This is a genomic window from Streptomyces griseus (assembly GCF_900460065.1).
In the GTDB taxonomy this organism is placed as follows: domain Bacteria; phylum Actinomycetota; class Actinomycetes; order Streptomycetales; family Streptomycetaceae; genus Streptomyces; species Streptomyces griseus.
Map to the genome: position 1 here is coordinate 37,947 of NZ_UAVD01000031.1, position 12,982 is coordinate 50,928.

The window sequence follows — 12,982 nt, forward strand, 5'->3', positions numbered from 1 at the left end:
CGGGGGCCTCGCACCGGATCCGGTGCGAGGCCCCCGATCCGTTCCGACCCGCGTCAGCGGGCCCGGGGAGCCTCGGCCCCGCACGGGGCAGGGGCGGCGGTCTCGCTGCGCGCGGGCGGCACGCCCAGCACCGTCTCCTCCAGATACTCCTCGGGTTCCTCGTACTGGCCCACGTCGGCGGGGTTGTAGCGCGGCGTCTGCCGGGACCAGTCCAGGTTGCCGCGCATCCAGCTCCGCATCCCGTCAAGGTAGGGAACCAGCATCCCGGACAGCTCCGGATACAGCTCCAGCAGCTCGTCCTCGGCGGTCAGGAACCGCTCGGTCTCCATCGCGAGGCGCTCCGCGACGTGGTCCAGCGCCTGCTGTTCCCCGAGCCCCCGGTGGTGGCGGACCAGGTGGACGAGGTTGTGGATCTCGCCGAGCACCTGCTCCTTCTCGAAGGAGTACACGTCGTTGGCCCAGCACACGTGGTTGCAGGCGGCTTCCAGCGCGGTGATGAAGCGGGGGTCGTTGTGGACCGACTCCGGGGCGTCGATGCCCGCGACGATCTCTATGAGGTCCATGCAGACGTGGATGGCCCCGGTGTGACGGCGCTTGGCGATGTACGTCTCCTCCGAGGGCACCACGTCCTCGGCGCGGTTCCCCGCCTCCCAGGTCGTGGCGGTCGTGAGGTAGGTGACCAGGTGCCAGGCGAACCGGGTCCGCCAGTGCGGGGCCGCTTCCGGCATCGTGCGTTTCCACAGGTCCACCAGGGCCGTCACGGCGGCCGGGGCGTCCTCGTCCGGCAGCACCTCGGGGGCGGAGCCGTCGACCACCGCGCGCATCCGGTCGACGACATCTCTCACCCGGTCGGGTGAACGCCCGAGGTGGCCGTCGTCGAGCTGGTCGTCGACGAGGAACAGCCAGACGAACCAGTCGGCCACCAGATCGAGGTGTTCCTCGTCGGCCGTCGGGTAGACCATGCCGACGAACGCCCCGAAATCGGCTTGTTCGAATCGGTTCCTCGCGGACTCGCGGTGGACCAGACCCGTCCGTCTGGTCCAGCTGTCCAGATGCCCACGGGTGTGCGCCACGTGCGGGTTGGTCCGCTGCGGGAACGGGCAGTAGATGTCCGGCAGTTCGCTGTCCACAGGCGGATCGGGATCCTCTCCGGTCAAACGGTGTGCCCCAGGGTGCCGACGAGCCGGATCGACACTCCGGACACCCCCGAGACCTGCGGGTTTGAAGCTACCTGACCCCTTGTCACGCGGTCCAGAGACGGTGATCACGAATGATTCGAATCCCGTTCGGGTAGGGTCCGTGGGTAAGGCAGGTTCCACTTGCCCGGAGCCCCCGGCCGCCTCTTCGGAGGAAGAGACGAACGCGGGGGTCTTTTGTTGTGTCTTCGTGGAAACGACCTGCACCGTTTCGTATGAAAAAATGAGTGTTATGCGTTTTCTTGAGCCGGGCACCGGTCGCTACACAGAGTCCCCCGCGGTCCCGTACGACCTCACGTACGACGATGTCTTCATGGTCCCGGGCCGCTCCGCGGTCGGCTCCCGGCAGGGTGTGGACCTCTCGTCGCCCGACGGGACCGGCACCACGATTCCGCTCGTGGTCGCCAACATGACCGCCATCGCGGGCCGCCGGATGGCCGAAACCGTCGCCCGCCGGGGCGGCCTCGTCGTCATCCCCCAGGACATTCCGATCGAGGTCGTCACCGACGTCATCTCCTGGGTGAAGACGCGCCACCTCGTCCTCGACACCCCGATCGAGCTGGCCCCCGGCCAGACCGTCGCCGACGCGCTGTCCCTGCTGCCCAAGCGGGCCCACGGCGCGGGCGTCGTCGTCGACGCCGACCGCCGTCCGGTGGGCGTCGTCACCGACCACGACCTCACGGGCGTCGACCGCTTCACCCAGCTCTCCGAGGTCATGTCCAAGGACCTGGTGCTGCTCGACGCGGACATCGACCCGCGCGACGCCTTCAACAAGCTCGACGGCGCCAACCGCAAGCTCGCCCCCGCGGTCGACGCGCAGGGGCGCCTCGTCGGCATACTCACCCGCAAGGCCGCCCTGCGCGCCACGCTCTACACCCCCGCCACCGACGCCGAGGGCAAGCTGCGCATCGCGGCCGCCGTCGGCATCAACGGGGACGTGGCCGGCAAGGCCGAGCAGCTCCTGGACGCGGGCGCCGACGTCCTGGTCGTGGACACCGCCCACGGCCACCAGGAGTCCATGATCAGCGCGGTGAAGGCCGTCCGGGCGCTCGACCCGCGGGTGCCGATCGTCGCGGGCAACATCGTCGCCGCCGAGGGCGTGCGCGACCTGATCGAGGCGGGCGCGGACATCATCAAGGTCGGCGTCGGCCCGGGCGCCATGTGCACCACCCGGATGATGACCGGCGTCGGCCGCCCGCAGTTCTCCGCCGTCCTGGAGTGCGCCGCCGAGGCGAGGAAGCACGGCAAGCACGTCTGGGCGGACGGCGGCGTCCGGCACCCGCGCGACGTCGCGATGGCGCTCGCCGCGGGCGCGTCCAACGTGATGATCGGCTCCTGGTTCGCGGGGACGTACGAGTCGCCCGGCGACCTCCAGCAGTCCGCCGACGGCCGCTTCTACAAGGAGTCCTTCGGGATGGCCTCGGCCCGCGCCGTGAAGAACCGCACCTCGGACGAGTCCGCGTACGACCGCGCCCGCAAGGCCCTCTTCGAGGAGGGCATCTCCACCTCGCGGATGTTCCTCGACCCGACCCGCCCGGGAGTCGAGGACCTCATCGACTCGATCATCGCGGGCGTCCGCTCCTCCTGCACCTACGCCGGGGCCGGCTCCCTCGCGGAGTTCGCCGAGAAGGCGGTCGTCGGCGTCCAGAGCGCCGCCGGATACGCCGAGGGCAAGCCGCTCCACGCCAGCTGGAGTTGATCCCCGAATCGCCGCAACGCCCCTGCCCCTTCCGGAGCTTCCAGCCGGAGGGGGCAGGGCCGTTTCCGGGACTTCGGACACGGGTCGGGGCCGCGCTTCAACTTCGTTTAATGGTAAGTAATATGAAGCGCACTCAGCTACCCGCCTCTCTGCGGTAAGGGATCTCATGTCCTTCTTCACTGACCTGGCCCACCAGTACATCGACGGCGAGTGGAGGCCGGGGAAGGGGTCCTGGGACATCATCGACTTCAACCCGTTCGACGGGGAGAAGCTCGCCTCGATCCCCGTCGCCACGGCCGACGAGGTCGACCAGGCCTACCGCGCCGCCGAGCGCGCCCAGCAGGCGTGGGCGGACACCAACCCGTACAGCAGGCGGACCGTCCTGGAGAAGGCGCTGCACCTCGTCGAGGAGCGTGAGCCGGAGATCAGCGACGCGATCGTCGCCGAGCTCGGCGGCACCCGGCTGAAGGCCGCCTTCGAACTCCACCTGGCCAAGGAGTTCCTCCGCGAGGCCATCCAGCTGGCGCTGCGCCCCGCCGGACAGATCCTCCCCTCGCCGACCGAGGGCAAGGAGAACCGGGTCTACCGGGTGCCCGTCGGGGTCGTCGGCGTGATCAGCCCGTTCAACTTCCCGTTCCTGCTCTCCCTCAAGTCCGTCGCCCCCGCGCTGGCCCTCGGCAACGCCGTCGTCCTCAAGCCGCACCAGAACACCCCCATCTGCGGCGGCACCCTGCTGGCCAGGATCTTCGAGGACGCCGGGCTGCCCGCCGGGCTGCTGAACGTCGTGATCACCGACATCGCGGAGATCGGCGACACCCTGCTGGAGCACCCCGTGCCCCAGGTCATCTCCTTCACCGGCTCGGACAAGGTCGGCCGGCACGTCGCCACGGTCTGCGCCCGGAACCTCAAGCGCGCCGTCCTCGAACTCGGCGGCAACAGCGCCCTGATCGTGCTCGACGACGCGGACGTGGACTACGCCGTCGACGCGGCGGTCTTCAGCCGGTACGTCCACCAGGGCCAGGTCTGCATGGCCGCCAACCGCATCCTGGTCGACCGTGCGGTGGAGGCGGAGTTCACCGAGAAGTTCGTCGCCAAGGTCGCCTCGCTCACCGTCGGCGACCCGGCCGACCCGGCCACCCAGATCGGCCCGCTGATCAACTCCTCGCAGGCCGAGTCCATCTCCAAGCTCGTCGACCAGACCGTGGCGGCCGGGGCGACGGCCCTGCTGCACGGCACCGCCGACGGCAACCTGGTCAGCCCCTCCGTGCTGACCGGCCTCGCCGCCGACTCACCCGTCCTGCACCAGGAGATCTTCGGCCCCGTCGCCCTGCTGGTGCCCTTCGACGGCGAGGACGAGGCCGTCCGCATCGCCAACGACACCCCGTACGGCCTCAGCGGAGCCGTCCACACCGGCAACATCGAGCGCGGGGTGCGGATCGGCCAGCGCATCCACACCGGCATGATCCACATCAACGACGGCACCGTCCACGACGAGCCGATCGTCCCCTTCGGCGGCGAGAAGGGATCCGGCCTGGGCCGTCTGAACGGCGACGCGATGGTCGAGGCCTTCACCACCCAGAAGTGGATCTCCATCCAGCACGGCCGCTCGCGGTTCCCCTTCTGAGCGCCTCCCCGCCCGGTCCCGGCCGGGCGGGGCCATCGCGCCGGGCACGCCCGGGACGGCGGCGCATGGTCTACTGCGGGAGGCGGCACGTTCCGCCTCCCGCAAGCCGACCCCATCGCAGAGATAGTGAACCGCCCGACGTGCGCCTGAACGACCTCGACGAACGCATCGTCCACGCCCTCGCCGAAGACGCCCGGCGCTCCTACGCCGACATCGGCGCGATCGTCGGCCTCTCCGCCCCCGCCGTGAAACGCCGCGTCGACCGGCTGCGGGCCGAGGGTGCGATCACCGGCTTCACCGTGCGGGTCGACCCGGCGGCGCTCGGCTGGGAGACCGAGGGCTTCATCGAGATCTACTGCAGCCGCAACACCTCCCCGGACGCCATCAAGCAGGGCCTCGCCCGCTACCCGGAGATCGCCTCGGCCTCCACGGTGACCGGCGAGGCGGACGCCGTGGTGCAGGTCTTCGCCGCCGACATGCGCCACTTCGAACAGGTCCTGGAGCGCATCGCGGGAGAGCCGTACGTCGAGCGGACCAAGTCCGTCCTGGTGCTCTCGCCGCTGCTGCGCCGATACTCCGCAGAGGCCCCGCCGGCCTGAAACGGGTGGCGCACATCACCCGGCTGACCTGCGGCGATGCCCGACGCAACGATTCGCCGCCCGGAACCCTCGCCGCGCAACGAATCGACGGTCGACGCGCAACACTCGCGCCTTGTCCGGGCCGATCCGGGCCGCGTACCTTCGATACGTCTCCCCACCCCGCCCGCACCGTCCGAGGTCAGCCATGCCGTCGTTGCGCACCGCCCTGCTCCAGAGCTCCGGACGGCCCGGCGCCGTCGCCGAGAACCTGAAGACGCTCGACGAGGCCGCCGCCCGGGCCGCCGACGCGGGAGCCCGGCTGCTGGTGGCGCCCGAGCTGTTCCTCACCGGATACGCCATCGGCGACGCCGTGCCCGAGCTGGCCGAGCCCGCCGAAGGCCCCGGCGCCCGGGCGATCGCCGAGATCGCCGTACGCCACGGCCTCGCCGTCCACTACGGCTACCCGGAGCGCGACGGGGAGCGGATCTTCAACGCCTCCCAGCTCATCGGCGCCGACGGCGTCCGGCTCGCGAACTACCGCAAGACCCACCTGTTCGGCTGCTTCGAGCGGGAATGGTTCACCCCCGGCGAGCAGACCGTCGTCCAGGCCGAGCTCGACGGCCTCCGCATCGGCCTGCTGATCTGCTACGACGTCGAGTTCCCGGAGAACGTCCGAGCGCACGCCCTGGCCGGCACCGATCTGCTGCTGGTGCCCACCGCGCAGATGCACCCCTTCCAGTTCGTCGCCGAATCCGTCGTCCCCGTACGGGCCTTCGAGAGCCAGATGTACGTGGCGTACGTCAACCGCACCGGTCCGGAAGGGGAGTTCGAGTTCGTCGGCCTCAGCTGCCTGGCCGGCCCCGACGGGGTGGTGCGCACCCGCGCCGGACGCGGCGAGGAGCTGGTGATCGGCGAGGTGGACCCGGAGTTCCTGACCGCGTCGCGCGCCGCCAACCCGTACCTCGCGGACCGCCGCCCCGGCCTCTACGGCTCCCTCACCTGAGCCGCCCCCCCCCGAACTTCCGTACCGCGCAAGGAGTCCGTACCCCATGACGTCCACGGTGCCCAACGCCGTCCAGCACACCGACGCCGCCGCCCCGCCGATCACCATGTTCGGGCCGGACTTCCCCTACGCGTACGACGACTTCCTCGCCCACCCGGCGGGCCTCGGGCAGATACCGGCGACCGAGCACGGCCAGGAGGTCGCCGTCATCGGCGGCGGGCTCTCCGGGATCATCGCCGCGTACGAGCTGATGAAGATGGGCCTCAAGCCCGTCGTCTACGAGGCCGACCGGATCGGCGGCCGGCTGCGCACCGTCGGCTTCGACGGCTGCGACCCCTCGCTCACCGCCGAGATGGGCGCCATGCGCTTCCCGCCGTCCTCCACGGCGCTCCAGCACTACATCGACCTGGTGGGCCTGGAGACCCGGCCCTTCCCCAACCCGCTCTCCCCGGCCACGCCCTCGACCGTCGTGGACCTCAAGGGCGAGTCGCACTACGCGGAGACCATCGACGACCTGCCGCAGGTCTACCGCGACGTGGCCGAGGCCTGGAGCGCCTGTCTGGAGGAGGGCGCCGACTTCTCCGACATGAACCGGGCGCTGCGCGAGCGCGACGTCCCGCGGATCCGGGAGATCTGGTCCCAGCTCGTCGAGCGGCTCGACAACCAGACCTTCTACGGCTTCCTCTGCGACTCCGACGCCTTCACGTCCTTCCGGCACCGTGAGATCTTCGGCCAGGTCGGCTTCGGCACCGGCGGCTGGGACACCGACTTCCCCAACTCCATCCTGGAGATCCTGCGCGTCGTCTACACCGAGGCCGACGACCACCACCGGGGCATCGTCGGCGGCAGCCAGCAGCTTCCGCTGCGCCTGTGGGACCGCGAGCCGCGGAAGATCGTGCACTGGCCGCTCGGCACCTCGCTCTCCTCCCTGCACGGCGGCGAGCCGCGCGGCGCCGTGACCCGGCTGACCCGTACCGCGGGCAACCGCATCACGGTCACCGACGCCACCGGCGACATCCGCACCTTCCGGGCCGCGGTCTTCACCGGCCAGTCCTGGCTGCTGCTCTCCAAGATCGACTGCGACGACGCGCTTTTCCCGATCGACCACTGGACGGCGATGGAGCGCACCCACTACATGGAGTCGTCCAAGCTGTTCGTCCCGGTCGACCGGCCGTTCTGGCTGGACAAGGACGCGACCACCGGCCGCGACACCATGTCGATGACGCTCACCGACCGGATGACCCGGGGGACCTACCTGCTGGACGACGGCCCGGACAGGCCCGCCGTCATCTGCCTCTCCTACACCTGGTGCGACGACAGCCTGAAGTGGCTGCCGCTCTCCTCGAAGGAGCGCATGGAGGTCATGCTCAAGTCGCTCGGGGAGATCTACCCGAACGTCGACGTCCGCAGCCACATCATCGGCAACCCGGTGACCGTCTCCTGGGAGAACGAGCCCTGGTTCATGGGCGCGTTCAAGGCCAACCTGCCGGGCCACTACCGCTACCAGCGGCGGCTGTTCACCCACTTCATGCAGGACCGGCTGCCCGAGGACAAGCGGGGCCTCTTCCTCGCCGGGGACGACATCTCCTGGACGGCGGGCTGGGCCGAGGGCGCGGTGCAGACCGCACTGAACGCCGTGTGGGGTGTGATGCACCAGTTCGGCGGGGCGACCGACGCGACCAACCCGGGGCCCGGCGACGTCTTCGACGAGATCGCCCCGGTGGAGCTCCCCGAGGACTGAGCAAAGGGCGGGGCGGCGGGGAGCCGTCTTCCGCCGACGACACGGGCATGCGGCGGGGAGCCGCCTCCCGCCGACGACACAGGCGAGCCCCCGGTGGGGTCGCCGCGTGCGCGCTCACCGGAGTGGCCGGCTTTCGACCCAACGAAAACCGGCCTTCCGGCGTCCGCCGGTCGGTCGCGCCGGAGTGCGCACCCGGTCCGCCGCCCGTCGTGGCCGCGACGTCAGGGCGACGAGGTGCGTGCGCCCGAGGGGGGCCGGCCCTGTGGCATATCCGGCCTGACGGTGGGATTTCGGCCATGGTCGTGGCCTGCGAGGGGCCCGCGCCGAGGCCGGCCGGCGGGGTGCCTCCCGACATGGGGCCCGGCGCGCGACATCGCGCGGGAAACCCGTGCCCTGGCGAGGGAACCGCAGCCCCGGGGGCCGACTGGTTCCCGGTCGAGAGCAAAAAGTCGCCACGCCGCAACTTTTCAGCCATCCTCGACGACTTCGAGCCCGCGGTTGTGGAACCCCGCTGTTGATGTTGTGGCTGCTCATGCGGGATGGCCATCGATACGCACAGTGGGTTCCGATCACAGGTGGTCAACAAAAGTCGTCTAGATCCCGCCACTCGCAAAGTGTTGGTCATATTCGTTCCTTATGATGGCCAAGCCTTGCCATGAGGGCTGTCGCCCCTCCCGGCCTCTGGGGTCTCGCACCGGAAGCAGCGCGAGTGACCGCAGGTCAGAGGGTGTTCCGACGCCGCGCGGCAAGACGCTTGACGGGGTGCGCTGAGAACCAGACGGTTGGGGGAGTCGTTGTGGTTCGTACGACGGTGAGTGAACGTTTCACGCCGATCCGCGGCACACGGTGCGCCGGATACCGCCGGCGTGCACCCCGCCCCATGCCCGGGCCGCCCCCGACGCCACACCCTTCCGGCCCGGCAAAACGGAAGCCTCTCGCGCCGTCCGATCGTCCTCCCCGACTCCACGGGTAAGGCCGGAGCTGCGCGGACATCACCGGTGGGCCCGTTCACGGGCGCCCCGGGTCGAATCAGAAGAAGAACGGGGGTTCCTCATTTGTTGCGCCACAGGGAATCGGCAGGGTCGAACGACTTTCCTCTGATCGAACGGCAACACCACATCCAGAACCTCGACGACGCCGTTCGCGAGTGTCGGAAGAGCAACGGCGGCCTGCTTCTCGTCGAAGGCAGGTTCGGCACCGGTAAGACCTCCCTGTTAAGGACAGTCCGAGCGCTGCCGTCCGTCGAAGGCTTCAGCGTCCTGCACGCCCGGGGCAACGAGACCGAGTCCGGATTCTCCTACGGACTGGTGCGACAGCTTTTCGAGTACCTGCTCGCCTCCGCGACACCGGAGGAGCGCACCGTCCTCCTGGCGGGACCCGCCGCCATGGCGGCCACCCTCTTCGAACACGCCGACGGCGGTGTCCGGGGCGGGGTCGCCGTCGACCGCGAGCACGACCTGCTGCGCGGCCTCTACTGGATGCTCGTCAACCTGTCGCAGCGCCAGCCCGTGCTCGTACTCGTCGACGACCTCCACTGGGCGGACGAACCCTCCCTCCGGTTCCTCCAGTACATCGAGTGCCGCCTGGGCCAGCACCCCATCCTCTGCGTCGCCGTCACCGCACTCGTGCACCACGGCAACGCCCCCGAGGCCGAACACTTCATCACCATGCCCAGCATGCCCGCCATCTGCCTCGACGACCTGAGCCGGGACGGCGTGCGCGACCTGTTCTCCGCCGTGTTCAACCGCGACCCCGATCCCGACGTCGTCCGGATGCTCCACGAGGCCACCGGCGGCAACCCCTTCTTCCTCAGCGAACTCCTCACCGAGTTCCGGCGCCAGGGCGAGGACACCCCCGGCATCGGCGCAGCCGCCCGCACCGCCCCGCGCACCCTGGCCCGCGCCCTGCCCCGCTGGGTCGGTCTCGTGCCACCCGAGTACCGCGAGAACGCCCACGTCCTCGCGCGCAGCCTCGCCGTACTCTGCACCAGCGGCGACTTCGCCCAACTGGCCTCCGCCACCGGCCTCCACCAGGACGAGGTCACCGACGCGGCCAGCGCCCTGATGGACATAGGCCTCCTCGCCCAGGGCACCCCCCTGCGCTTCCGCCACTCCGTCATGCGCAACGCCGTCTACGCCCATCTCCCCAACACCTTCCGCTTCCGCGCCCACTCCAGCGCCGCCAAGGCCCTCGACCGCGACGGCGCCCCCGCCGAACACGTGGCCGAGCACCTCCTGCACGCACCGCCCAGCGAGGACCGGCGCGCCGTCGACATCCTCGTCGCGGCCGGCGAGAAGGCACTCGCCAACGGCAACCCCTCCGCCGCGGTCGCCGTCCTGCGCCGCGCCATGCAGGAGAAGGCCCCCGACGACATGCTCGCGGACCTCCTCCTCCGGCTCGGCGAGGCCGAACACCGGGCACGCGACCCCAAGGCCGTCGAGCACCTCACCCAGGCCATGAGCCTGGCCAAGACGCCGGCCGCCCGCGCCTCCATCGCCTTCAGCCTCAGCGGCGCCCTCAGCATGGCCATGCGCTTCGGGGACGCCCTCGACCTGCTGCGCAGCGTGCACGCCGAGGTCGAACCCCACGACCGCCAACTCGCCCTGCGACTGCGCTCCGAACTCATCAAGCTCGCCAGTCTGTCCCCCAACACCAAACCCGCCGCCGAGCAGGACCTCGCCGCGATCATCGGGGCGGACGGCACCGAGAACTCCACCAGCCTCATCCGTGCCCAACAGGCCCAGGCGGCCCTGCTCAACGGCGAGCCGGCCAAGAAGGTCGCCGACCTGAGCGAGGAGGCCCTGCCCTCCGGCGCCCTCGTCGCCGAGCCGGACGGCGGCGCCCAGGCCTCCTGGATCGCCGCCTTCTGCCTCCTGTGCTGCGGCCGGCTCACCCAGGCGCTCAGCATCCTCGACGAAGCCCTCCAGGAGGCGGAGGCCAAACACCTCCGGCTCGCCGCCGAGGACATCCGGGCCCTGCGCGCCCTGGTCAACATGCGCCGCGGCGCGCTCGGCGAGGCCGAGGTCGACGCGCTGAGCGCACTCAAGGGCCTGGGCGCCGGATCGGTCCCCGCCCTCGGCCGCCCCCTCGCCGTACTCTCCCTGGTCGGCGTGCTCCTCCACCGCAATCAGCTCGGCGCCGCGGTGGAGGCGTACGAGCGGTACGGCATCCCCACCCACATACCCCAGTTCTCCATCTTCCTGCCCTTCATGATCGCCCGCGGCCAGCTCCGCATCGCCCAGGGGGAGATCGAGTCCGGCATGGGCGAACTACTGCGCACCCACGAGCTGTTGCAGGAGTGGGGAGCCCGATGCCCCGCCTTCTCCCCGGCGACCGAGGCCGTCCACGCCCTGTGCGCCCTCGGACGGCGGGAGGAGGCCCACGCCCTCGCCGAGAAACAGCTGGAGGTCGCCCGCGCCTTCGGCAGCGACCGGGAGGTCGCGCTCGCCCTGTGCGCCCGGGCTCGGGCCACCGGCGGGGCGACGCACCTCGAAGACCTCGAACAGGCCGTCGAACTCTTCAGCGGGACGGCCGACGCCCTCGACGAGTGCGCCGCCCTGATCCAGTACGGCACCGCCCTGCGCATCGCCGGCCAGCCGTCGGCGGCCCGCCGAAGACTCAGGGCGGCCAGCGACCTCGCCGACGGCATGGGGGCCACCGCACTGAGCAAGCAGGCCCGGCAGGAACTCGCCGTCATGGGGGTACGGGTCCGTGAATCGGCCCGCACCGGTGTCTCCGGGCTCACCCCCAGGGAGCACCGGGTCTGCCTGCTCGCGGCCGAGGGCAAACGCAACCAGGAGATCGCCCACATGCTGTTCGTGACCGTCAAGACCGTCGAGTGGCATCTCAGCCAGGTCTACCGGAAGCTGGGCGTCGCCTCACGCATCGAACTCCGCGACGCCCTGGGCCAGAACTGATGCGGATGGGACCCGTCTGACCCGGAACGGACCCGGCCGACCCGGAACGCCCGCAAGCGACCGGTATCCGGCCCCGGCACACGCGGCCGTACCGCTGCCCCGGGGCCGAATACTGGGGGCTGGCTGGGGGCGAACCCGGACCTGCCGCTCCGAACGGCCCACGAGAATCTCAGCGCGGCCACCGCAGACCTGACGGTGTCGGTGGCCGCGCGAGCGACCGGTCGTGTCGCCTCGCAGGCAATCGAAAGGCACTGGAGAACCCCGTGATCGACGAGACTCAGCGCAAGGCCACCGTCCTGGAGTACTTCGAGCGCGTCAACGCCAAGGACCTCGACGGCGTCGTCAAGCTGTTCGCCACCGACGCCGTCGTGGCCGACCCGGTCGGCGCCCCTCCCGTCGCCGGTGAGGAGGCCCTCCGCGCCTACTTCCAGCGCGTCCTCCACGAGTTCGACACCCACGACGTCCCCGGTGTGCCCAGCGGGGCCCAGGACGGACAGAGCGTCGCCCTGCCGCTCAAGGCCACCATCAACAACCCGCAGGACCCCACCGGCGGCGTCCGCCTCGACGTCAACCTCGTCTCGGTCTTCACCATCGGTGAGGACGGTCTCATCAGCGAGATGCGCGCCTACTGGGGTCTGACCGACATCGCACCCGCCGGCGCCTGACAAACCCCTGGGTGCTCACGTGCCCCCAGGGATACGCCTGGGGCAGGTGGGACCAACGATGCTGGGGTGGCGGCCAGGGGTGAACCCCGAGGCCAGGCCGCCACTTCTGGCGCAGAATCGATCCGTAGAACAGAACAGAACGTCACACTGAGGCCGGAGGCCGAGGACAGAGGGCCGGACACCGGCCGAGACACCCTTGCGGCCGTGGCCCGCCATCGGCCCGGAACCCGAACCCACGACACCACGCCCGCCAGGGCCGCCGCACCGTACGCCTGTCGACCCGCCTCACCGGGGGCCGGAAGGGGTCCGGCAGCGGCCGACAGGGCCCGACGCGCACCAGCACGGTGCGCACGGCCCCACGTACAGCACCAACCATCGACACCGCACGACTCGGGGGACCACCAGTGAAGGATCATCCGCTCCGGCATGCCCAACCGTCGCCGCGACCAGGGTCCGTCGCGGGAGCCCGGTCCCGGTAAGAGGACCGCCATCCACCGCATGCCGTGACCTTCCGGCAGCGGACTTTTCACCGACACCGCGGGTCGCCGTGAGGCCTCCG

At 70.7% G+C, this 12,982-nt stretch carries 8 protein-coding genes; 7 read left to right on the forward strand and 1 reads right to left on the reverse strand.

Translation table 11 applies throughout. From position 1 onward, the window contains the following. Positions 1-53: 53 nt before the first annotated feature. A complete protein-coding gene (locus tag DTB53_RS22925; RefSeq protein WP_003970379.1) occupies positions 54-1,130 on the reverse strand; it encodes a terpene synthase family protein in 1,077 nt (358 codons plus the stop codon). 298 nt (positions 1,131-1,428) lie between these two features. On the opposite strand from DTB53_RS22925, the gene DTB53_RS22930 reads away from it, so the two are divergent. The 7 genes from DTB53_RS22930 to DTB53_RS22960 all read left to right on the forward strand — a co-directional run bounded on the left by DTB53_RS22930 (position 1,429) and on the right by DTB53_RS22960 (position 12,423). Further along, positions 1,429-2,895: a GuaB1 family IMP dehydrogenase-related protein gene (locus DTB53_RS22930; RefSeq protein WP_030704411.1), complete on the forward strand. Its 1,467-nt coding sequence runs from the start codon at positions 1,429-1,431 to the stop codon at positions 2,893-2,895. Positions 2,896-3,061: 166 nt separating this feature from the next. Then, a complete protein-coding gene (locus DTB53_RS22935; protein WP_012381691.1) occupies positions 3,062-4,519 on the forward strand; it encodes an aldehyde dehydrogenase family protein in 1,458 nt (485 codons plus the stop codon). 140 nt (positions 4,520-4,659) lie between these two features. Then, positions 4,660-5,118, forward strand: a complete 459-nt coding sequence (locus DTB53_RS22940; protein WP_003970382.1) for an Lrp/AsnC family transcriptional regulator — start codon at positions 4,660-4,662, stop codon at positions 5,116-5,118. Between the two features lie 184 nt (positions 5,119-5,302). Further along, complete coding sequence (locus DTB53_RS22945) at positions 5,303-6,100, forward strand: carbon-nitrogen hydrolase family protein (RefSeq protein ID WP_012381692.1); 798 nt, start codon at positions 5,303-5,305, stop codon at positions 6,098-6,100. A 46-nt stretch (positions 6,101-6,146) separates the two neighbouring features. Further along, positions 6,147-7,841 (forward strand): flavin monoamine oxidase family protein, encoded by a 1,695-nt coding sequence (locus DTB53_RS22950; RefSeq protein ID WP_012381693.1) that lies wholly within the window; start codon positions 6,147-6,149, stop codon positions 7,839-7,841. A 1,055-nt stretch (positions 7,842-8,896) separates the two neighbouring features. After that, the gene (locus DTB53_RS22955; RefSeq protein WP_003970385.1) at positions 8,897-11,758 is read left to right on the forward strand and encodes a helix-turn-helix transcriptional regulator; all 2,862 of its coding nucleotides are present in this window, start codon (positions 8,897-8,899) and stop codon (positions 11,756-11,758) included. Between the two features lie 263 nt (positions 11,759-12,021). Further along, on the forward strand, positions 12,022-12,423 hold the full coding sequence (locus DTB53_RS22960; protein WP_003970386.1) for a nuclear transport factor 2 family protein: 402 nt from the start codon (positions 12,022-12,024) through the stop codon (positions 12,421-12,423). Positions 12,424-12,982: the final 559 nt, after the last annotated feature.

What these genes read in the sequence shown, in the direction of transcription:
- DTB53_RS22930 (WP_030704411.1), top strand. Translation starts at nt 1,429, where the DNA reads ATGCGTTTTCTTGAGCCGGGCACCGGTCGCTACACAGAGTCCCCCGCG.
- DTB53_RS22935 (WP_012381691.1), top strand. Translation starts at nt 3,062, where the DNA reads ATGTCCTTCTTCACTGACCTGGCCCACCAGTACATCGACGGCGAGTGG.
- DTB53_RS22945 (WP_012381692.1), top strand. Translation starts at nt 5,303, where the DNA reads ATGCCGTCGTTGCGCACCGCCCTGCTCCAGAGCTCCGGACGGCCCGGC.
- DTB53_RS22950 (WP_012381693.1), top strand. Translation starts at nt 6,147, where the DNA reads ATGACGTCCACGGTGCCCAACGCCGTCCAGCACACCGACGCCGCCGCC.